This window comes from Brevibacillus sp. (genome assembly GCF_003521185.1).
GTDB classification, from domain to species: domain Bacteria; phylum Bacillota; class Bacilli; order Brevibacillales; family Brevibacillaceae; genus Brevibacillus; species Brevibacillus parabrevis.
The window spans coordinates 61,857-82,793 of sequence record NZ_DOTK01000039.1 but is presented as its reverse complement, the minus strand read 5'-3'; the positions used below and the strand labels follow the sequence as shown (position 1 = coordinate 82,793).

19 protein-coding genes are annotated in these 20,937 nt (G+C 52.3%); 4 read left to right on the top strand and 15 right to left on the bottom strand.

Features of this window, described 5'->3' with window-relative positions:
- Nucleotides 1-31 precede the first annotated feature (31 nt).
- Nucleotides 32-2,680, bottom strand: coding sequence for a DNA polymerase I (gene polA / locus DEP07_RS11875; RefSeq protein ID WP_280648107.1), 2,649 nt, complete (start codon nucleotides 2,678-2,680; stop codon nucleotides 32-34).
- 140 nt (nucleotides 2,681-2,820) lie between these two features.
- Between polA and DEP07_RS11870 the strand changes: the two genes are divergently transcribed.
- Nucleotides 2,821-3,606 carry a divergent polysaccharide deacetylase family protein gene (locus tag DEP07_RS11870; RefSeq protein WP_280648106.1) on the top strand — a complete coding sequence of 262 codons (786 nt, stop codon included), beginning with the start codon at nucleotides 2,821-2,823 and terminating at the stop codon, nucleotides 3,604-3,606.
- On the opposite strand, the gene DEP07_RS11865 is transcribed toward DEP07_RS11870, so the two are convergent.
- A complete protein-coding gene (locus DEP07_RS11865) occupies nucleotides 3,584-4,342 on the bottom strand; it encodes an N-acetylmuramoyl-L-alanine amidase family protein (protein ID WP_122962926.1) in 759 nt (252 codons plus the stop codon). The two genes, DEP07_RS11870 and DEP07_RS11865, sit on opposite strands and share 23 nt — an antisense overlap.
- A gap of 128 nt (nucleotides 4,343-4,470) precedes the next feature.
- On the opposite strand from DEP07_RS11865, the gene DEP07_RS11860 reads away from it, so the two are divergent.
- Nucleotides 4,471-5,415, top strand: coding sequence for a DMT family transporter (locus DEP07_RS11860; protein ID WP_122962925.1), 945 nt, complete (start codon nucleotides 4,471-4,473; stop codon nucleotides 5,413-5,415).
- Nucleotides 5,378-5,518 (top strand): hypothetical protein, encoded by a 141-nt coding sequence (locus DEP07_RS11855; protein ID WP_167470232.1) that lies wholly within the window; start codon nucleotides 5,378-5,380, stop codon nucleotides 5,516-5,518. The genes DEP07_RS11860 and DEP07_RS11855 overlap by 38 nt, the downstream gene beginning before the upstream one ends.
- 63 nt (nucleotides 5,519-5,581) lie before the next feature.
- Here DEP07_RS11855 and DEP07_RS11850 read toward each other — a convergent pair whose 3' ends face one another.
- The 12 genes from DEP07_RS11850 to citZ form a co-directional block, all read right to left on the bottom strand.
- A complete protein-coding gene (locus DEP07_RS11850; protein ID WP_122962924.1) occupies nucleotides 5,582-7,156 on the bottom strand; it encodes a DHA2 family efflux MFS transporter permease subunit in 1,575 nt (524 codons plus the stop codon).
- 13 nt (nucleotides 7,157-7,169) lie between these two features.
- Entirely contained in the window at nucleotides 7,170-8,399 is a 1,230-nt protein-coding gene (locus DEP07_RS11845; protein WP_122962923.1) for an efflux RND transporter periplasmic adaptor subunit, read from the bottom strand.
- A gap of 6 nt (nucleotides 8,400-8,405) precedes the next feature.
- Nucleotides 8,406-9,065 carry an efflux RND transporter periplasmic adaptor subunit gene (locus DEP07_RS11840; RefSeq protein ID WP_122962922.1) on the bottom strand — a complete coding sequence of 220 codons (660 nt, stop codon included), beginning with the start codon at nucleotides 9,063-9,065 and terminating at the stop codon, nucleotides 8,406-8,408.
- A 9-nt stretch (nucleotides 9,066-9,074) separates the two neighbouring features.
- Complete coding sequence (locus tag DEP07_RS11835) at nucleotides 9,075-9,503, bottom strand: MarR family winged helix-turn-helix transcriptional regulator (protein ID WP_122962921.1); 429 nt, start codon at nucleotides 9,501-9,503, stop codon at nucleotides 9,075-9,077.
- Between the two features lie 142 nt (nucleotides 9,504-9,645).
- Nucleotides 9,646-10,584: a VanW family protein gene (locus tag DEP07_RS11830; RefSeq protein WP_122962920.1), complete on the bottom strand. Its 939-nt coding sequence runs from the start codon at nucleotides 10,582-10,584 to the stop codon at nucleotides 9,646-9,648.
- A gap of 65 nt (nucleotides 10,585-10,649) precedes the next feature.
- A complete protein-coding gene (locus DEP07_RS11825) occupies nucleotides 10,650-11,738 on the bottom strand; it encodes a PRK06851 family protein (protein ID WP_122962919.1) in 1,089 nt (362 codons plus the stop codon).
- Between the two features lie 188 nt (nucleotides 11,739-11,926).
- Nucleotides 11,927-12,583, bottom strand: coding sequence for a phosphate signaling complex protein PhoU (phoU, locus tag DEP07_RS11820; protein WP_063229184.1), 657 nt, complete (start codon nucleotides 12,581-12,583; stop codon nucleotides 11,927-11,929).
- Between the two features lie 93 nt (nucleotides 12,584-12,676).
- Complete coding sequence (gene pnpS / locus DEP07_RS11815) at nucleotides 12,677-14,440, bottom strand: two-component system histidine kinase PnpS (RefSeq protein WP_173598435.1); 1,764 nt, start codon at nucleotides 14,438-14,440, stop codon at nucleotides 12,677-12,679.
- A 14-nt stretch (nucleotides 14,441-14,454) separates the two neighbouring features.
- The gene (locus tag DEP07_RS11810) at nucleotides 14,455-15,150 is read right to left on the bottom strand and encodes a response regulator transcription factor (RefSeq protein WP_280648105.1); all 696 of its coding nucleotides are present in this window, start codon (nucleotides 15,148-15,150) and stop codon (nucleotides 14,455-14,457) included.
- Nucleotides 15,151-15,413: 263 nt separating this feature from the next.
- Complete coding sequence (gene mdh, locus DEP07_RS11805; RefSeq protein ID WP_122962915.1) at nucleotides 15,414-16,352, bottom strand: malate dehydrogenase; 939 nt, start codon at nucleotides 16,350-16,352, stop codon at nucleotides 15,414-15,416.
- A gap of 54 nt (nucleotides 16,353-16,406) precedes the next feature.
- Complete coding sequence (icd, locus tag DEP07_RS11800) at nucleotides 16,407-17,690, bottom strand: NADP-dependent isocitrate dehydrogenase (RefSeq protein ID WP_122962914.1); 1,284 nt, start codon at nucleotides 17,688-17,690, stop codon at nucleotides 16,407-16,409.
- A 150-nt stretch (nucleotides 17,691-17,840) separates the two neighbouring features.
- Nucleotides 17,841-18,953, bottom strand: coding sequence for a citrate synthase (gene citZ / locus DEP07_RS11795; RefSeq protein ID WP_063229179.1), 1,113 nt, complete (start codon nucleotides 18,951-18,953; stop codon nucleotides 17,841-17,843).
- Between the two features lie 369 nt (nucleotides 18,954-19,322).
- On the opposite strand from citZ, the gene ytvI reads away from it, so the two are divergent.
- Nucleotides 19,323-20,453 (top strand): sporulation integral membrane protein YtvI, encoded by a 1,131-nt coding sequence (gene ytvI / locus DEP07_RS11790; protein WP_173596098.1) that lies wholly within the window; start codon nucleotides 19,323-19,325, stop codon nucleotides 20,451-20,453.
- A gap of 88 nt (nucleotides 20,454-20,541) precedes the next feature.
- Here the strand turns inward: ytvI and DEP07_RS11785 are convergent, their stop codons facing one another.
- A complete protein-coding gene (locus DEP07_RS11785) occupies nucleotides 20,542-20,937 on the bottom strand; it encodes an FxsA family protein (protein WP_122962912.1) in 396 nt (131 codons plus the stop codon).

Sequence of the window (20,937 nt, the reverse complement as noted above, 5' to 3'; positions counted from 1 at the left end):
CTTACTCTATTGTTTACGGCGACACGCCTGCTTACTTCGCTTCGTACCAGCTGCGTCCGTCACTCACGTCCACTTTGAGCGGAACATCGAGCGCAAGCGCCCCTTCCATGACTTCCGGCACGAGCTTGCGCATGATCTCAAGCTCGTCTTTTGGCACTTCAAACACAAGCTCATCGTGCACCTGCAAAAGCATGCGGCTGGACAGCCCTTTTTCCACCAGACTCTCTTGCATGCGAATCATCGCCAGCTTGATGACATCCGCCGCTGTCCCTTGAATCGGCGTGTTCATCGCTGTGCGCTCTGCAAAGGAACGCAGATTGAAGTTGCTGCTGCGAATGTCCGGCAAATAACGGCGGCGGTGCAGCAGAGTGGTCACATAGCCATCCTGCTTGGCCTGCTGAACGATCTCTTCCATCCAATGTTTCACGCCGGAGAAAACGGCGAAGTAACGCTCGATAAAATCGGCCGCTTCCTTGCGGGTGATGTTCAAGTTTTGCGACAATCCGTAGTCGCTGATCCCGTAAACGATGCCGAAGTTGACCGCTTTGGCCTGACGGCGCATCAGCGAAGTCACTTCGTCTTCGCTCACTCCGAACACGTCCATCGCTGTCCGCGTATGAATGTCCATCCCTTTTTGGAACGCGTCGATCAGATTGGCGTCGCCGGAAATATGGGCGAGAATCCGCAGCTCGATCTGCGAGTAGTCCGCCGCCAGCATGTACCAGTCCTCCTCGGACGGGATGAACGCTTCGCGGATTTTGCGGCCTTCCTCCATGCGGATCGGGATGTTTTGCAGGTTCGGCTCCGTACTCGACAAACGTCCTGTGGCGGTAGTGGCCTGATTGTACAACGTGTGCACCTTGCTCGTCTTCGTATGAATTTCTTTAATCAAGCCTTCAATGTACGTAGAGCGAAGCTTCCCGAGCTGGCGGAAGTTTAGGATCGCGTCGATAATCGGGTGATACGGTGCCAGCTTCTCCAACACGTCTGCGCTGGTCGACGGACCTGTTTTCGTTTTTTTGATCACAGGCAAAGACAGCTTGTCGAACAAAATTTCACCCAATTGCTTCGGCGAGTTGATGTTGAACGAACCGCCAGCCAGGTCGTAAATCTGGGTGGTCAAATCAGCCAGCTTTCTGTCCAGCTCTTCCCCCATCTGTGCCAGGCGCTCGCTGTTGACCTTGATGCCCTGCTTCTCCATTTGCGCCAACACCATGCTGAGCGGCGCTTCCAGATCGCGGAGCAGCTCCACCATTTCATTTTCCACCAGCTGCTCGCGCAGGACGGGCACGCTTTGCCAAATCGCGGCGGCTTTGTGCGCTACATGCTCACTGAGCACATCCATTTCCGGAACAAGCCGTTTGGCTCCTTTTCCATATACCTCTTCTTCGGACAGTACGCGTACGTGGGCATATTGCGAAGCGATGCTGTCAAGTGTAGGGTTGCTCTCCGCAGCGTTGAGCAAATAAGACGCGAGGTACACGTCAAAGCCGATCCCTTTTGCCTCCAGCTCATGCCAGGCCAGGCCGACCGTGTCGCGCTTGCCGTCAAACGCCCACTTTTCCTGCGCCGGGTCAGCCAGCCACGTACAGAATGCCTTCCATTCGCGTGCCACGTCCCACGGTACGAACAGGACGTTCTCTTCTGACGCCAGACCGAAGCCAAGAATCGGCGCATGGTGGTAGTTCTCCCCATCCATTTCGATGTACAGCGCCATTGGCGAGGTCAGCTTGTCTGCGTGCTTGTCGGCATTTTCTTCCGTGACCACTTCGAAGTGGAACGGCTTCGCCTCTGCTTGCTCGCTGCCTTCTCCGGGCTGTGCCACTTTGATTTTGGAGAGCAGCGACTTAAATTCCATCTTTTTAAAGAAATCGCTGACGAGCGCTCCGTCATAGCCGTCGTACGCTGTCTCTTCGACTTGCAATTCGACCGGAGCTTCGCGCAAAATCGTCGCCAACGCCTTGCTCATGTTGGCCTTGTCCACGTTCTCGCGCAAGTTTTCTTGCAGCTTTTTGCCGGAGATGCGATCGATGTTTTCCAGCACCTTCTCGACAGAGCCGTATTCGTGCAACAGCTTCAGGGCTGTTTTCTCGCCGACTCCGGGAACGCCCGGAATGTTGTCGGACGAATCGCCCATCAAGCCTTTCAGATCAATGATTTGCAGCGGCGCAAGGCCGTATTTTTCCTGAATTTCCTGCGGGGTGTACAGCTCGATTTCACTGACGCCTTTGCGAGTCAGCGCGACCGATATGTGATCGGACACGAGCTGGAGCATGTCTTTGTCCCCGGTAATGACGGTCGTTTTCCAAGACTGCTCGTCCGCGTGCTTGGTCAGCGTACCGATAATGTCGTCGGCCTCGTAGCCCTCCAGCTCAAATCGCTTGATGGAAAAGGCGTCCAGAAGCTCGCGAATCAGCGGAAACTGCTCGGACAGCTCAGGTGGTGTCTTGCTGCGTCCACCCTTGTACTCTGCGTATTCGCTGTGGCGAAACACAACTTTTCCGGCGTCAAAAGCAACCATGATATGCGTTGGCTTCATTTCTTCCAGCACTTTCAGCAGCATGGTGGTAAAACCGAGCACTGCGTTCGTATGCAGTCCAGCTGACGTGGACAACAAAGGGAGCGCGTAAAACGCCCGGTTAGCAACACTGTTTCCATCAATCAACACAAAATGACTCAAGGAATCCGACCCCTCTCGTGGCGAAACTACTATCTTTTATCGTAACATAGGGCGATTGCATAAGCCAAGCCGCAGATGTCGCGGGTAAACACGGGCATGGTTGAACAGACTATGAAAAAAATGACAAGGAAGGCGATTGCATGCAACTGCTCAAAAAAATCCCGTTGATTGTAGCGCTTCTGCTCTCGTGTTTTGCCTTTTCCACGGCGACAACGGCAAATGATACGCCTTCGCCCGAACAGCCAAAGCACCTGATTGCTTTTGTCATCGATGATTTTGGCAACAACATGGCGGGAACAGAAGAAATGCTGAACATGCCCGTACCGCTGACGGTTGCGGTCATGCCGTTTATGCCCAGTACGAAGCAGGACGCGGAGCTTGCCCACCAAAAAGGGCACGACGTATTCGTCCATATGCCGATGGAGCCGGTAAAAGGCAAACGCTCCTGGCTCGGCCCCGGGGCGCTCACCACGGATTTGTCCGATGAAGAAATCCGCAAGCGCGTGGAAAAGGCGATTGATGACGTGCCGCACGCGATCGGGATGAACAACCATATGGGCTCAAAAGTGACGGCGGACGAGCGAATCATGCGCATCGTGATGAGCGTCATCAAAGAGCGCGGTCTGGTTTACCTGGACAGCAAAACAACCGACAAGAGCGTCGCAGGCAAGGTCGCGGCTGAAATGGGGGTTCCCCATGCAGAAAACCGGATTTTTCTCGACGACCAGTACACCGTGCCGCACATCACCAAACAAATGGAGAAAATATGCAAGCTGATCGATAACCACCCGGTTTGCATCGCGATCGGGCATGTCGGCCCTCCTGGCAAGAAAACAGCCTCCGTTCTGCGCCAGTACATCCCGCGGATTCAGAAGGAGGCCGAATTTGTAACTATCTCGAAGCTTATTCAACAATCCGGCCATTGATTTGCTCAATCAATGGCTCTTGCCACCAGCTTTCTTCTGTGGACGCCTCCATTTTCAAATTTCCCGTCAAGGTCACGTACTCGCTCACGGCATCGCTGATCGCCTGGGCGATTTTTTCTTGTGACTGGGGATGGGTAAGCATATGTCGGTCAGACGCGTTGCTGATAAACCCCATTTCCACAATGACGGACGGACAGTATTGGTGGCGAAGTACGTAGTACGTTTTGCCTTTGACTGGTTTGTCATTGGTGTTCGCCAGACGGTTGAGGGAGCTTTGCAAAAGATCCGCCAGCATGTAGCTCTGCTCGTTGCTCTGGTAGAGCACGACAGGGCCGCGGCGGCGCGCATCTTTTGACCAGTTGACGTGCAGGCTCAGCATCATTTGCGGCACCATTTCTTTCGCCAAGTTTTTGCGCTGGGCCAGGTCGCGAATGTGCCGGGAGCGATTCCCCAGCCAGCGGTTGTCGTCGCTCAGCGCGATATCCTCGTACCGATTGAGCGCGACGCTGTACCCCGCTTTGGTCAGTTGCTCGTACAAGCGCTTGGCGATTTGCAGATTGATGTCCTTTTCGTAAAGGTCGCCATACGACGTGCCGGAATCAATCCCTCCGTGACCGACGTCAATCAAAATGTGGATGGGAGTCAGCGGGATCGCTTCTGTCCGGGCCGGAAAACTGACGACGACGAACAGGAACAGCAGGACAGCAACACGGAAAAAGAAAGGTAGATATCTCATGCTTGTAGGATTGCCTGATTGAAAAAAAACCTTTCAGGCAACTGGGTAAGCATAACATTGTGAATTTTTCAGGCGGACGTTACAATAGAGAACATCGTGACTTTTAGCAGATATAAGAAGGTGTACTCATGAATCATTCATTGGAAAAGCCGCCTTTTCCCCCGTATCTCGCGCTGTTGATCGGGGTGATTGCGATTTCTTCGTCCGCGATTTTCGTCAAACTGTCCAGTGCACCTGCACCGATCATCGCCACGTATCGGCTGATTTTTTCTGTCGTACTCACGCTTCCTTTTTTGCTCTGGAATCGCGGTGCCATCGCCGAGATCGGAAAAATGAGCAAAAAAGTGTGGCTACTCTGTCTATTGTCTGGCGCATTTTTGGCCAGCCACTTTCTGTTGTGGTTCGAATCGTTGAACTACACATCTGTAGCCAGTTCTACGGTTCTCGTAACGTTGCAGCCCTTGTTCGCCTTTATCGGCGGTTACTTCTTCTTCGGGGAACGCGTGCGGCTGCTCGCGCTCTCTGGCGGACTGCTCGCGATCGTGGGCAGCTTCGTCATCGGCTGGGGTGATTTTCAAGTCGGGGGGATGGCTCTTTTTGGCGATGCCCTCGCCTTGCTCGGAGCGGTGACCGTTACAGGCTACTGGCTGGTCGGCCAATACGTCCGCCAGCACATGTCTTCGTTCTCCTACACACTCGTCGTCTACTCTGCCACGAGCGTGATTCTCGTGGCGTACGATCTCGCACTGGGCTATCCGCTGGTCGGCTATCCCGCGCAAGACTGGGGTTGGTTTTTCTGCCTCGCCCTGTTCCCGACTTTGCTTGGGCACTCGATCTTCAACTGGGTGATCAAGTGGCTGAGTACGACCACGATTTCGATGGGAATTTTGGGAGAACCGATCGGGACGGCCATCCTGGCTTACTTTATTTTGGGAGAGATCGTTACGGTGCCGCAATGGGTAGGCGGCCTTGTCATCATCGCAGGTATTTATTTGTTCATTCGCTATAACCAACCAGCTAAAGGAGTGTCCCAAGGTGAACAAGCACCCCCAACACCGAAAAAGCTTGCGTGAATTTGTCAAAGGACTGAACGTCTGGGCCAAGATCGGCTGGACGATTCTTTTGGGCTACATCGTCGGAAGGATCGTGTACTGGTTGTGGAAGGTTACTTCCTGACTGGATGAAAAGAGGGTCACCCCCGCAGCCTGACACAAGGCTTGCAGGAGTGACCCTTTCTTCTTAGGCAGCCGCCTTTTGCTGCTCGGGCGCCTGTGGAGCTTTCTTCGGTTTTTTATGCAAAAAGTACAAGAGTGGGATCGACAAGGCAATCGGGATGACAGAGACGAGGAACGTGTCTCCGATCCCTTGCACCAGCGCTTCTTTTGCCATCATCCCGTACAGGATCGTGCTCGCTCCGCCTGTTGCGCTCGCCGTATCTACCCCTGCCTGAACGTACAAGCCGGAGATTCCGCCGATAAACTGCGTAGCCATATCCGAGTTCAGGTTGTCGGCAATGGAAGACATGTGGAACGTTTGCCGCGCCTGCATGATCACGGTCAAAATCGCAATCGCGAACGAGCTCATGACCTGGCGCAGCACGTTCGAGAGCGGAGAAGCATCCCCGACACTCGTCCGCGGCACCGCGTTCATCCCGACCGTCGACAGCGTCATCATGCACAGGCCGATACCCACACCGCGGATGGTCAAAATCATGTCCATCCAGGAATGCATGCTGTCTGCCGCGAGATTGTGCAGCTCATAAGTCGTGATGGTCATGATCGTCAGTCCGACCAGTCCGATTGGCCCGATGCCGTATTTATCCATCAGCTTGCCGCTGATCGGCATCATGACTGCCATCGCAATCGACTGCGGCATCAGCAATATTCCTGACTCCATGGCCGTCATCCCCTGAATGTTTTGCAGGAAGATCGGCATCAGGAAGATCCCGCCCATCATCCCCATCATGACAAAACCGGACGTCAGAATACTGATGGAAAAGACAGGAATTTTCAGCAAGCGCAAGTCAAGCAGCGGCTGTTCTTTTCCAAGTTCCACCCAGACGAACAGCGCAAGGCTCGTGATGGCAACGAAGAACAGACTGACAATAAAAAAGGACGTCCATCCTTCCGCCTGTCCTTTACTGAACGCGAGCAGAAGGGCACCAAAGCCGACAATCGCCAGAAAAGCGCCGAGAAAGTCGAACTTCAACTCCGGTTTTTTCGGTGTTTCCTTGAGCAAAACCATACTCATGATTACCGCAAAAATCCCGAAAGGAACACCGACCAAAAACAGAAACTGCCAGCTCAAAAACTCAATGAGGTAACCGCCAAGAGTCGGGCCCAATGCAGGCGCCGTCATCGAAGCAATCCCGAAAATCCCCAGAGCCATCCCGATCTTTTCCCGGGGAACGATCATGTAGATCATCGACATCCCGATCGGCATGATCATCCCGCCACTCACCCCTTGCACGACGCGAAACGCAATCAGGGAAGAATCGCTCCAGGCGAGCGCACAGAGGACGGATGAGATCGTAAAGGCAGACAATGACAGGACGAATATTTTCTTTGCCCCGAATTTGGCTGACAGCGAACCGCTCATCGGAATCATGACGGCGTTTGCCAGCATGTATCCTGTCAAAACCCATTGCATGGTCTCTGTCGTGGAGCCAAAAATACTGACCATGGTGGGCAGGGCAACGTTGATCAAACTGTTATTCAAAATCGCAACGAAGGTTCCCGAGAGAATCGCGATCAATGACAGCCACATGCTGCCGTTGCCGCTCTTTTCCTCCCGCTGTGCCACCGCTTCCGCCATGTCATCACCCCCGTTAGTTTGCGATCACCTTGGTGCCCTCGGACAGTTTGTCTGTCGGGTTCAAAACAATCTGATCGTTGTCTTTCACACCTTGGGTCACAGTTGTCCAGTCACCGCTGGCGTTGTCTACAGAAACTTCCACCTGGTGAACGACGTCGTTGTCCACGGTGTAGATGTAATGCTTGTTTTCTTTGGCAAGAACAGCTGTCGTCGGTATTTTCATTCCTTGGGTCGCCTGACCTTGCAGGGCCACTTCAGCTACCATCCCGGCGCGCAGCAGTCCTTCTTGATTGCTCACCTTCACCTTGATCGGGAACGAGCTGCTGTTAGGGTCAGAAACCGGGGAGACGAACTCTACTGTACCTTTCAACACTTTTCCGCCCAGGCTGCCGACTTTTACGTCAACTTCAGAGCCAACTTTGACGCTGTTGATCTGATCTTGCGGTACGCTTGCCTCTACTTTCACGTCAGCCATGTTGACGAGGACGAGCAATGGCGTGCCTGCTCCAGCCATTTCGCCCGGATCGATGGAACGCTTCGCGACGATGCCGCTGATTGGCGCGCGAATGATCGTGTTGTCATAGCTGCTTTTTGCCAGCTCCAAGCTGGAATTGAGACGGCTTACCTCTGCTTGAAGCGCGGCAACCGTGTCAGCGGTCGGACCTGCTTTTGCCAGATCGTACTGCGCTTGCGCCTGCTCCAGTCCTGTTCTCGCCTTTTCCAGATCGAGCGAGACTCTTTCCAGTTCAGCCTGTGACAGCGCCCCTGCATCGAACAAAGCTTTCATGCGATTGTAGTTGCTCTCTGCCACCTTCAAGCCGGCTTGCGCTTGCGTCACGATGCTCGACAACTGTGTGAGCTGCTCGTTGCGTGCGCCTGCTTTTGTATCGCGCAGCTTGGCGCTTGCTCCGGCAATAGCCGCCTGCGCCTGATTAATTTGTTGCTGATAGTCTGCCGCCTCCAGCGTAACCAATACATCGCCTTGCTTGACGACAGAGCCTTCTTTTACGTTGACGCTCGCCGCTTTGCCGGACACTTTGGACACGACCTGAATTTCATCCGAAGCGGCGATTTTACCGTTCGCAATGACTCCTGTCTGGGAAGGTGTCACCTTCCATGTCTTCACAACCGGAATGCTTTCGCCTCCGGAAGACGCGGAGGATGTATCGCTACAGCCTGCTGTAATGAGCGAAATCGCCATCAAGACAGCGGCGATGGACTTCCATTGAGCTGTTTTTTTCATGCCAGATTACATCTCCTTCACTTGCACTTTGATCTCGGCGTTCAAACCGGCAGCCAAATGAAGACCTGCTGTGTCATCAATGGCAATTTTAATCGGAATACGCTGGGTGACTTTGGTGAAGTTCCCGCTTGTGTTGACGGCTGGCATCAAGGAAAACGTGGAGTTGGTCGCTTTTCCGATCTCCATCAGATGACCAGTCAGTTTTTTGCCCGGATAGGCATCCAGCGAAAATTCTACCTTTTGGCCCAGCTTCAGCCGCTCGATCTCGGTTTCTTCCAGGTTTGCGGAGATGTACAGCTTGCTCTCGTCAATCACCAGCGCAACGGATTGCCCTGTGGAAACAATTTCGCCTTCCTTCGCCTGCGTTTTGATCACGGTTCCTGTAATCGGAGAACGCAGGACGCTGTTTTCCAGCGAAGTAGTCGCGAGGTTGCTCGTATCTTGCTGTCCGACAATTTGATCTGCTACAACCGCGTCGCCTTCTTTTACAGCGAGTCCGGTCAGCTTGCCTGTCATTTTAGGCATAACCCGATAAATATCCCCTGCGACTCTGGCATCCTGCGTCGTAACGTAGTGTTCACCTTGATACCAGTAGTAGTAACCGATGCCCCCGCCCCCTGCGACAAACAGGAGCAAAATGACATACAAAACCAGTTTTCGCTTCATGATTTCTCCTCAACTTTCTCTCTCTTCTAGTTTCGTAATCAACGTTTCCATCGAATAAATAATGCCATCTAGGTCTTCATCCGAAAAACCATGGAAAATCCGCTTGTAAAATTCTTCCGAGAAAAAGTCAACCTTGGCAAACAGTTCGGTAATCTTCTCCGTTTTCTGAATCCAGACAACTCGGCGGTCCTTCTCATCACGCACTCGCTCGACCAGCTGCTCCCTTTCCAGTCGGTCAATGATGCCGGAAACGGTGCTGTACGACAAATCGACAGCTTTGCTCAACTGGCCGATCGTTTTGGGCTCGCAATGAATTTGCCGAATGATCATCAATTGGGGAACGGTCAAACCGTATTTGCTCAGTTCCTTGGTAGCCATCGTCGCGAAGGTCTTGTTCAGACGCTTCAGCAAGTCCCGTATATGCAACGGCTTGTTCATGATGCACTCCTTTCCTAACTAATATTTCGGACACGAAATTTTTATCACAGAAAACACTATACGACTTTTTTTATTCCGTGGCAACTATTTCTTTACATTAAATTTTAACTAGGTAATAAAAAAACCAACATGCCCGTCAAGCTCAAGGCAGTGTTGGTTCCGTGATGGTTTCCGGGCTGGCTGGCCCTTCTTCCGGTGTGTTCTGGCGCACGCTTGGAACATGTCGAGGCTCGTATTCAATCTCGGGAAACGAATGCACGGTCACATACATCGCTCCGTTTCCTGCGATAGCCCTGAGCATGATCGGGTAGGCGTATTTGTTCTGAAACACAAAATCCGGCCCGTACCAGCTCACGGTCGCATCCCGGCCAGGCGGGACGTAGGCGACGTTTCTGCTATGGGAATAGCGCTGCATGATATGCAATCCAGCCTTGTCCACGGCGTTGAACAAAGTCGAGGATACTTGGCAAATCCCGCCGCCAATTCCCTCCGACAGCTCTCCCCTGACGATGATCGGTGCCTGCATGTACCCTTTTTCCTTCGTTCTTTGGCCGACTACTTTATTGAAAGAAAAAATCTCTCCCGGCAAGACGACGTAGTTGTTGATCGCTTGGGAAGCGAGTTTGATGTTGTGAGAGCGGTTTTTGTTCCGCGAATTGAAATAGGTGGCATACTGCCCGATCACTTTTTTCCGGACCTGGCTGATGAGAGCCTTGTCCACTTTTGGATGGACTTCCTGGAAGGAAACTTGTAGAGTCGAAGCGCCCTCGCCGTAGTAATACTGGTAAAACTGCTGCAAAAAAGCAGCTTCATCCAGCTTGCGCCCTTTTTTCTCGGCAACGATGGACCCTTGCGCATTAATCGTCGCATTGATCGGCTCCACATACGCCTGTTTGGCGACATCGTCTATTACTTTTTGCAAACGGTAGTCATCTGCCACTGGGACACCGTCAACAGGCAAGGTATAATCCGCTCGGTCCAGGATGGCTACTGTTTTCTCTCCCAACTCGATGTGCAAAAAGTTGGTCGGATCGAGGGGATTGGCTAGCAACAGCAAAGCCAGCGTCAAAGCAAAACCCATCCGGCCGCTCACCTCCTTCTTGTAGTATGAGCAGCCGAACAGGTTTCATTCGGGTCGATATTGGTTTATCCCATCCGCGCCAGCCTGCTCATGATCGCTTGGGCAACCGCTTTGAGCCTGGACTCATCTGCCAGTTCGGCGTACACATTGTTCAGCTGATCGCGCAGTTCCTTGGCAGCCAAAAGCGATGCTGTCGCTTCCTTGATTTTTTGCGTGTAGCGCGACTTGATCTCAGCCAGCTCATCGTGATACAGCTCGTCGGTGTCAGGGTCGATCGCCCGTGCGTACATGTCGATCACTTCATCTGTTTCTTTGCTGGGGAAGTATTCGTGTGGAGCCGTACTGTCAAAAATCGCCACGCTTTTCTCCGGCACAATCACCATGTCCAGGCTGTGCGGGTCAAGTCCGCAGTGGTATACCTCCACATCGAAGCCGCGATTCTCCGCCTCTGTCACCAGCTTTTTCAGCATGGTCGACTTGCCTGATCCCGGCCGGCCTTTGATGAAATAGCGCTTCTGCAGCGAATCGGTCAGCTTCATGATGTGATCCACCGGACCGTTCGGAGTGGCGGCGCCAAGGTACATTCTGCGCACCTGCGCCCGCTTGTTCTGCTTTTCCTCTCCGAAAAACAGCTCCACGACCTCTTGCGTGACGAGATTGGCTGCCTCCCGGTTCAGGTTCTCGATGTAAGGGGCTTCCCATTCATCGTGGATGCGCAGCGCCTCCCCGAATGCCTGATAAGCTTCTTCGCTCTTTTGGAAAATCTCTTCGTACCACGCCGCGATATGCCTTTTGTACAAAGCCAGCTGATCGGTATCGAGCGCCGACTGCAAGTTGACGTGAATCTCGGTAACGCCGGGCGCAGCCGGTCTCCAGATGCGGGGATAGCTGCCGTCCATAATCGCTACCCGCCATTCGTGAAAGACAACACCATCGTACTGCCCGTTCACGAACGGTGAATGAATCCACTCCACCTGATCGGTCTTGCGAGACATCTCCTTGCCAATCGTCTCGATGAGCGGCGATGTAACCCCCTCCACCACTCCTGACAGGATGTATACGCGCTCCATGCCTTGCAGGACCGAGTCGTAAAATGTTTTGTATCCTCGCGCCGTGTTGCCCGCAGCGTATATGTGACGCACTTTTTTAGCCATGCACATTCCCTCCAGTCACTCACTGATCGAAAATGGATCGGATCGATGTATTGTATGCAGCGAGGAGGAAATGGGCATCTGTCACGACAGGAAAAAGGAAAAAAGCCGCTGCAAGCGCGAACGGCTCACAGCGACTTTTATTCCGTATCCAGAGCGCCCGCTGGCAAAAGCTTTGAGCGTCCTCGATCCTATTTGTTCAAGTCCGTCATTTTGCCTGTGGACATGTAGATGATCCACTCGCAAATGTTCGTGACGTGATCGGCAATCCGTTCCAAATATTGCGCCACCAGGAGCAGATGCGTGCCTTGGGAAATCGCATTGCCATTTTTCGTCATGACCTCGATCAGATCACGGAAGATCGTGGCGAACAGCTTATCGACAATATCGTCTCGCGCAGCGATCTCTTCTGCCGCTTCTTTGTTGCGAGCGATATAGGCATTCAGGCAATCCCTCACCATCGCTTTCACATGATCCGCCATCAACGGAATATCGATCAGCGGCTTGACGTATGGCTCCGCCATCAGGCGACGTGTCGTCTTGGAGATGGACACGGCATGATCGCCCATTCTCTCCAGATCAGTCACCAGCTTCAGCATGGTTCCCAGGCGGCGAAGATCGCTCCCGACAGGCTGCTGCAAGGCGATCAGGCGGAAGCATTCGCTCTGTATTTCCTGCTCCAGCTCATTGATAACCGGATCGGCCGCAATCACTTGTTCCGCCAGATGGACATCCCGTTCTACCAAACTTTTAATCGATTTATGAATCGCTTCCTCAACCAATGTTCCCATGGACATGAGTTTGCGATGCAGTACATCCAGCTGCTCTTCGAAAGCGTGCCGCGACATGTTCCTCGTCCCCCTTCATTTGTCTGACACGACAAATAGTACAAGGGGATTGTAGTCTGCGGGTAAAGCTACTATTTTGTTTGTGTAAATATTTCAGGTGAGCGGCAAGATGACTGTGAAGGTGGAGCCTCTTCCTTCCACGCTCTCTACCTTGATCTGGCCGTGCAGGTTTTCGACCAGATGCTTCACGATGGCCAGACCAAGCCCTGTGCCGCCCGAATCGCGGCTGCGAGCCTTGTCCACCCGGTAGAACCGTTCGAAAATTCTTGCCAGGTCTTTTTCCGGAATGCCGATCCCTGTATCTGCCACCTGAATGGTGATCTGCTTGTCGTCCGCTTCTGTCCTGATCGTGATCTCGCCCTCTTCCGGCGTGTAGGCGATCGCGTTTGTCATCAGGTTCAGCACGATTTGCTGGAGGCAATCTTTGTCCGTCATCAGCCAAATGTCCGGCTGGCTCTCCGGCAGCGTCACTTTCAGCTGCTTTCTTTGCGCCTGATCGTGCATGATCGCGGCCGCAGAACGGATCAGCTCCTGTACGTGCACGTGGCTGAGATGCAGCGGGATGCGCTTCTGCTCGATTTTGGACAAATCGAGAATGTCGCGGATCATCCGGTACAACCGTTCACTTTCATCGGAAATGATTTGCAGGAAGTTGCGGCATGTCTCCTCATCCTGCATCGCGCCTTCCAACAGCGTCTCGGTAAACCCTTTGATCGACGTAATCGGCGTGCGCAGCTCGTGCGACACGTTGGCGACAAAGTCGCTGCGCATCTTTTCCAGACGGCGGATTTCCGTGATGTCATGCAGGACGACGACTACTCCTCGCGACTCGCCCTTGAAATTGATGTACGGGGCAAAATTGACGTCGAGCACGCGTTCCTGCGGGTAGTAAATGTGAACCTCCTGCCGAAACTTCTCGCTCTTGTCCAGGCATCTGTCGATGTACTGGGACAGTCCAAAGCTTTTGCCTGCCTCGATGTGCAGCTTGCCTACCAGCTCATGCCCAGCCGTCCCGAGAAGCTTCTCGACCGCAGGGTTGACGAGCATGATTCTGCGCTGCTCCGATATGAAGATCACACCGCTCGTCATGTTGGTCAAAACCCCGGCGAGCCTCTGCTGGTTCTCGGAGATTTCGTACATTTGCTGCTCCAAGCTGGAAGCCATGAAGTTAATCGCCCCGGCGAGCTGACCGATCTCGTCCTTGGCCTTGATCCGTACCCGGCTCTCGTACTGACGCTGGGTAATGTTGCGGGCTACCCTGGTGATTTCCTCAATCGGACGGATGATGGAAAAAGAAATGCGTGAGACCACGATGGAGCCGACCACCAGTGTGACCAAAAGCCCTGTAAGCAAGCTGTACCACATGTTGTGAATCGTGTCCGTAATGTCTTTCATCGACATGGCGGAGCGAACAGCCCCGACAATGTTTGTGCCTTGCTCGACTGGCACCGCCACGTACATCATGTCATAGCCGAGCGTCTCGCTGAACCGGCGGGAAATGCCTGTTTCGCCCCGCAGCGCAGCCTTCATCTCCGGCCTGTCGTGATGATTTTCCATCTCCTCTACATGGGAGGAGTTGTCGTACAGCACCTGACCTTCGCGGTTGATGATCGTCAGGCGGACTTCGTCGGAAGGAGCCACTTGCTTGACGCGATCCGCCAGCGTAACCTGATTGTCAAAAACCGTCGGGAAGCGAACAGCCTGGGCAACAAGCTTGGACTCGCGGGATAAAAGCTCATGCAAAGATTGCAGGTAAGAGTTCTCCAGTACCTTCGCAAAGTACATTCCCATCAAAAGGAGAACCAATGAGATTAATCCCAAGATAGTGAAGGTGAGTTTGATACGAAAGCGAGTCAAGGTCGTGCCTCCTGTTATCCTTCCAGTTTGTATCCCAAGCCGCGGACTGTTTTAATGTAGCGCGGATTTTTCGTGTCTTCTTCCAGTTTTTCTCTCAGGTGGCTCACATGTACGTCCACAATCCGCGAGTCGCCGATGAAATCGTAGTTCCAGACGGCATTCAGCAGTTGATCGCGCGTCAGGACACGTCCCTGGTGGCTGGCCAAGTAGTTGAGCAGCTCAAATTCTTTCGGAGTCAGCTCGATTTTGGCGTCTTTGCAAAACACTTCATATTTTTCCGGATAGATGCGGATGTCGCCAAATTGAAGCACGACGTCTTCAGGAGCAGTAGCCGTTTCCGGTGTCGATTGGATTCGTCGCAAAATGGCTTTGACGCGTGCCACTACCTCTCTCGGGCTGAATGGCTTGGTCAAGTAGTCGTCAGCCCCAAGCTCCAGGCCGAGAATCTTGTCCAGCTCGTCATCTTTTGCGGTCAGCATGAGAATCGGCGTATTGATGCGTTCCTGCCGCAATGTTTTACAGACATCCATGCCGTCCATTTTTGGCAGCATCAAGTCGAGAATGATAAAGTCAGGCTGCTCGCTTTTCACCATATCCAATGCCTGTCTGCCATCAAATGCAGTAACGACCTGAAATCCCGATTTTTCCAGATTGAATTGCAGCAGCTTCACGATAGAAGCTTCGTCATCCACTACCAAAACCTTGATCATTTTGTCCGTTTCCCCCTACCAATGCGATGCTACAGATTGAATGTTGCAGACCTTCGTCCTCTGATTTGTTTCTTCTCTCTACACTACTCAGTCTGCCAATGCTGAAACCGGAAGACAAGTAATTTTTTTGTAAAGGTGTTTAGCGACAGGCTACTCTGGGCATGAAATTTGCTTTGGACTGTAGTATTCCTCGAAATCGGCTTTGGCATGAAAAAAGACGCCCTTCACGAAGAAAGGCGTCTTTCGTATTCCGATCAGACAAACTATTTCAATACAGCCATGACATTGCGCACCGAGTCGGCCGATTTGTCGAGCGCGGCTTTTTCTTCTGCGGTGAGTTCCAGCTCGATGACTTTCTCGATTCCGTTTGCACCCAGAAGGGTCGGAACGCCGAGGTAAATATCTTGATAGCCGTACTCGCCTTGCAAAAGCGCAATGGATGGAAGGATACGTCGTTTATCCTTGATGATCGCTTCCGCCATCTGTACGAGAGCAGCAGCCGGCGCATAGTAAGCGGAGCCGTTGCCAAGCAGATTGACGATCTCGCCGCCGCCTTTGCGGGTGCGTTCGACGATGGCGTCCAGGCGGTCTTTCGGGATCAACGTTTCCAGTGGAATGCCACCCGCATACGAGTAGCGAACCAGCGGAACCATGTCGTCGCCGTGACCGCCGAGCACGAAGCCTGTCACGTCCTCAACAGAAACGTTCAGCTCCATGGCCACGAAGGTACGGAAACGCGCCGTATCCAGCACGCCGGACTGCCCGATGACACGCTCTTTCGGGAAGCCGGACGTTTTAAAGAAAGTGTAAGTCATTGCATCAACGGGGTTGGAAAGGACGAGCACGATCGAGTTGGGAGCATATGTCTTCACTTGCTCCGCAACCGACTTCATGATGCTTGCATTGGTGTTTACAAGGTCATCGCGGGACATGCCTGGCTTGCGGGCAATGCCTGCGGTGATGATCACCAGATCAGCGCCTTGAATATCCTCGTAGCTTGCAGTACCTGTAATCTGGGCGTCGAAGCCAAGCACAGGGGAAGACTCCATCATATCCAGCGCTTTCCCTTTTGTCGGGTTCTCCAATTGCGGAATGTCAACCAAAACTACGTCGCCTAATTCTTTTTGCCCCAAAATAAATGCTGTGGTTGCACCAGTGAAGCCACTACCGATAACAGCGATTTTTTTACGGTTGAATGCCATGACTTAACTCCCCTCCAAACTGTAAGTGTAAATAGTTGCCAAACTATCTCTATCTTACATGTTTTGAATCAGCGCGTCAGCAAACTCGGAGCATTTCAGTTCAGTTGCGCCATCCATCAGACGAGCGAAATCGTACGTTACTGTTTTCGCGGAGATGGTTTTTTCCATGGAGTTGATGATCAGATCAGCTGCTTCGTTCCAGCCCAAGTGACGCAACATCATTTCTCCGGACAGGATCACGGAGGATGGGTTCACTTTGTCCAGACCAGCGTATTTAGGAGCTGTACCGTGTGTTGCTTCGAAGATCGCATGACCAGTCAGGTAGTTGATGTTCGCTCCTGGAGCGATACCGATACCGCCTACTTGTGCAGCCAGAGCGTCGGAGATGTAGTCACCGTTCAGGTTGAGGGTAGCTACTACATCGTACTCAGCCGGACGAGTCAAGATTTGTTGCAGGAACGCGTCAGCAATCACGTCTTTTACGATGATTTTGCCAGCTGCTTCTGCTTCTTTTTGCGCTTTGTCAGCGTCGCCGCCTTCTGCTTTGATGCGGTCGTATTGTGCCCAAGTGAACACTTTGTCGCCGTATTCTGCTTCAGCCACTGCATAACCCCAGCTTTTGAACGCGCCTTCGGTGAACTTCATGATGTTGCCTTTGTGTACGAGGGTAACGGATTTGCGTTTGTTATCGATCGCGTAGTTGATCGCTGCGCGAACCAGACGCTCTGTACCGTCTTTAGAAACAGGCTTGATCCCGATACCGGAAGTTTCCGGGAAGCGGATTTTCTTCACGCCCATTTCGTTTTGCAGGAAGTCGATTACTTTTTTCACTTCTGGAGTGCCTTCTGCCCACTCAACACCAGCGTAGATGTCTTCTGTGTTCTCGCGGAAGATCACCATATCTGTCAATTCAGGATGTTTGACAGGGGATGGAACGCCATCGAAGTATTGAACAGGACGCACGCAAGCGTACAGATCCAGCTCTTGACGCAGCGCTACGTTGATGGAGCGGATACCGCCGCCTACTGGTGTAGTCAGAGGACCTTTGATTGCGATCAAGTATTCGCGAACAGCAGTCAGCGTATCTTCTGGCAGCCACTCGTTGTATTGGTTGAACGATTTTTCGCCTGCGAACACTTCGAACCAAGCGATTTTTTTCTCGCCGTTGTACGCTTTTTCTACTGCTGCATCCAGAACGCGAACGGAAGCGTTCCAGATGTCAGGGCCAGTACCGTCACCCTCGATGAAAGGAATGATCGGGTTGTTTGGAACGACCAGTTTGCCGTTATCTACGGTGATTTTTTCACCAGCAGTTGGTTGAGTAAGGTTTTTGAACACAAGAATCCCTCCAGTGTTGAAGATATTGGGTGATTATGAATATTTCCAGACGTAGGAGAACTACCACTTCTTGTGGTAGTTCTCAAGCTTGCACTTAGGGCTGGTCAGCATGGCTGCACACGGCCCTCCACGCTCGAAAATAGCGGGTTTTTAGCGGCGGTCAATCGGAACGTAATGTTGGTTGACCGGACCGATGTAATCCGCGCGAGGACGGATCAGACGATTGTTTTCATACTGTTCCATGATGTGTGCCGTCCAACCGGACATGCGGCTGATGGCAAAGATCGGTGTGAACAGGTCTGTTTCTAGGCCGAGAGAGATGTACACGGATGCGGAGTAGAAGTCAACGTTTGGCTTCAATCCTTTTTCCGATGTAATCATGTTGTCGATTTTCACGGACATTTCATACAGCTCAGGACGGCCGATTTGCGCCGTCAGCTTTTGAGACATTTGCTTCAGCCATTTCGCACGCGGGTCGCCATCTTTGTAAACGCGGTGTCCGAAGCCCATGATTTTCTCTTTGTTGTCCAGCTTGCTGCGGATGTAGGATTCCACGTTGTCGAGTCCGCCGATTTCCACCAGCATTTTCGCAACCGCTTCATTGGCGCCGCCGTGCAGAGGGCCTTTGAGCGTGCCGATTGCGGACACGATACCGGAGTAGATATCTGTCAGGGTCGCAACGGTTACGCGAGCAGCAAAAGTAGAAGCATTGAACTCATGGTCTGCGTGCAGAACCAGCGCAACATCAAACGCTTTCACAGCTGTTTCTGTTGGCTCTTCGCCAGTCAGCATGTAAAGGAAGTTTTGGGCAATGGTGAAATCTGCACGAGGAGCGATTGGCTCCAATCCTTTGCGCATGCGCTCGTAAGCAGCAATCAGAGTAGGAGTTTGAGCCATCAGACGGATGGATTTGCGATAGTTGGCTTCAGGAGACATATCTTGCGCTTCTGTGTCGTAGAGCGCTAACGAAGAGACAGCTGTGCGCAACGCCGCCATTGGGTGCACGCCTTTTGGGTAATGGCGAATGCTTTCCAGCACTTCTTTTGCTACTGCTGCATTTTCACCCAATTGTTTTTTCAAAGCGTCCAGCTGATCACGCTTCGGTAACGCTCCATGCCAGAGCAAGTATACAACCTCTTCAAAAGTTGCATGTTCTGCTAACTCATCGATGTTGATCCCGCCATAGCAAAGAACCCCATCGACGATCGAACAGATCGATGATTGAGCGGCAACGACGCCTTCAAGTCCACGTGTTGTTGTCATAGAACTCCCTCTCCTTTTCCACTCAAGTAATAGTGCTTATCCAGTCCTTCGCTTGTCCTCGTGACTGATAAACGACCTCTTCTTAAAGAAATTGATAGCAGCGGTTTCTTTCATCCACCACTCTTGTCAGGAAATATATCCACGCAAATCCTTGAGCATGCCAAGGGGGAGAGGCGAGAGAAAAGAATCCACTATAAGTCGACCCAATTATAAAAGATTATTGCGATTTTGTGAATAAGATTGGCGAAAAAATGTTTCAAAGGATGAAACCCAGTTTTGTTTTTTCGCGCGCTTGCTCCATTTGTCCCGATTGCTGCATAATAGTTCCATAAGCATTTGTTGCTGTTTTTTGGCAGAAAGGAGACCTTTTTGAATCAGGAAAACTGGGTGGAGCGCGTCTTTCAGATCATTCGCTTTTTCTGGGTATGCCTGCTTGTTTATGTAGGAATCTGGCTGTTTCAGTTTGCAACACCATTACTGTACCCATTTATAATCGCTTTAGTCATTGCGCTCATGATCCACAGACCCGTCACTTTCATCACGAAAAAGTTCAAAATTCCCCGCTGGCTGTCGGTTACGATCGCCCTGCTTGTACTGATGCTTCTCGCCATCGGCCTGGCTACCCTGGTCGTAACGGAAACGGTCGTAGAGATCGGCGAACTGGCAAAACGGCTGCCGGTGTTTGCCCAAGAGCTGTCCGAGTATTTGCAGCGGACGATTTCCCAAGACTTCTTGCTCGGCATCTACAACCAGGTTCAATGGATTTACGACCAGCTTGATCCGAACTACAAGGACAAAATCAGCAACACGGTCGGCAGCGGCATCACTTCGATCACACACGCCGGACAAAATCTGATTGTCAGCTTCCTGGACGGCTTGAAAAACTTGCTCGTCTCCTTGCCGAACATGGCTACCGTCTCGGTCATCTCCATCATGGGCGCTTTCTTTATTTCAAAAGATTTCTTCCTCTGGGAATCTCGCTTCCGCCGCCTTTTGCCAAGCGGGGTCAACAATCGCCTGGACCAGATTTTCCGCGATCTGCGCGCCGCTTTGTTCGGGTTCATCAAAGCTCAGGTGACGCTTATTTCCCTGACTGCGGCAATCGTGATCATCGGACTGTTGATCATGCGCGTGGAATACGCGATTACGATCGGCCTGATTACCGGATTGGTTGATCTCCTGCCGTATCTCGGCACGGGAACCGTTTTCGTTCCCTGGATCATCTACATGTTTTTCAAAGGCAACTACACCATGGTCATCGGTCTGTCGATTTTGTACGCTGTCGTGCTCATCTTCCGCCAGATCATCGAGCCAAAGGTTGTAGCAGAGAGCGTCGGCCTCGATCCGCTGCTCACGCTGGTCGCCCTGTTCGTCGGGTTGCAGCTGTTCGGGTTCCTCGGACTGATCATCGGCCCCGTCTCCCTCGTGTTGATCAACGCCCTGGTCAAAGCCAATGTGTTCGTCGACATCTGGATGTACATCAAGGGAAAACGCACCTAAAGAAAAAACCGCTTGCGAGCTGCCTGCTGGGGCAAAGCTCGAAGCGGTTCTTTTTTTGCCATAACCTGTCTGTCTTCTACCTAGCGACTTAGCGACGGAACAAAAAGCGAATCCGTCCCGAAGAAATCAAATACCACAGCCATTGCTTCAGCAAGTGCCGCAGCATCATCCGGGTGTAAGGGATGAGAAAAATCAAACCGATCACATCCGACACAAACCCTGGGAGCAAGAGCAAAATGCCGCCAACCAAGATCAGCACACCGTCGATGATCGTCTCTGTCGGCATCTGCCCGCGAGACAGTTGGAACTGAAGCGTGCGAAACACTTGAACCCCTTGTTGCTTCGCGAGCCAAGCGCCCAACAGCCCCGTAACAATGACCAGCAAAACGGTGTTCCATCCGCCGATCAGCGAACCTACTGTAATCAATCCCCATAGCTCCAAACCAAATCCGATCACAAACAGGATCACGAGAAAGCGCAACAT

Coding starts and splice junctions, on each gene's coding strand:
- DEP07_RS11870 (WP_280648106.1), top strand. CDS start 2,821: ATGCAACTGCTCAAAAAAATCCCGTTGATTGTAGCGCTTCTGCTCTCG.
- DEP07_RS11865 (WP_122962926.1), bottom strand. CDS start 4,342: ATGAGATATCTACCTTTCTTTTTCCGTGTTGCTGTCCTGCTGTTCCTG.
- DEP07_RS11860 (WP_122962925.1), top strand. CDS start 4,471: ATGAATCATTCATTGGAAAAGCCGCCTTTTCCCCCGTATCTCGCGCTG.
- DEP07_RS11850 (WP_122962924.1), bottom strand. CDS start 7,156: ATGGCGGAAGCGGTGGCACAGCGGGAGGAAAAGAGCGGCAACGGCAGC.
- DEP07_RS11845 (WP_122962923.1), bottom strand. CDS start 8,399: ATGAAAAAAACAGCTCAATGGAAGTCCATCGCCGCTGTCTTGATGGCG.
- DEP07_RS11840 (WP_122962922.1), bottom strand. CDS start 9,065: ATGAAGCGAAAACTGGTTTTGTATGTCATTTTGCTCCTGTTTGTCGCA.
- DEP07_RS11835 (WP_122962921.1), bottom strand. CDS start 9,503: ATGAACAAGCCGTTGCATATACGGGACTTGCTGAAGCGTCTGAACAAG.
- DEP07_RS11830 (WP_122962920.1), bottom strand. CDS start 10,584: ATGGGTTTTGCTTTGACGCTGGCTTTGCTGTTGCTAGCCAATCCCCTC.
- DEP07_RS11825 (WP_122962919.1), bottom strand. CDS start 11,738: ATGGCTAAAAAAGTGCGTCACATATACGCTGCGGGCAACACGGCGCGA.
- phoU (WP_063229184.1), bottom strand. CDS start 12,583: ATGTCGCGGCACGCTTTCGAAGAGCAGCTGGATGTACTGCATCGCAAA.
- DEP07_RS11810 (WP_280648105.1), bottom strand. CDS start 15,150: ATGATCAAGGTTTTGGTAGTGGATGACGAAGCTTCTATCGTGAAGCTG.
- mdh (WP_122962915.1), bottom strand. CDS start 16,352: ATGGCATTCAACCGTAAAAAAATCGCTGTTATCGGTAGTGGCTTCACT.
- citZ (WP_063229179.1), bottom strand. CDS start 18,953: ATGACAACAACACGTGGACTTGAAGGCGTCGTTGCCGCTCAATCATCG.
- DEP07_RS11785 (WP_122962912.1), bottom strand. CDS start 20,937: ATGTTGCGCTTTCTCGTGATCCTGTTTGTGATCGGATTTGGTTTGGAG.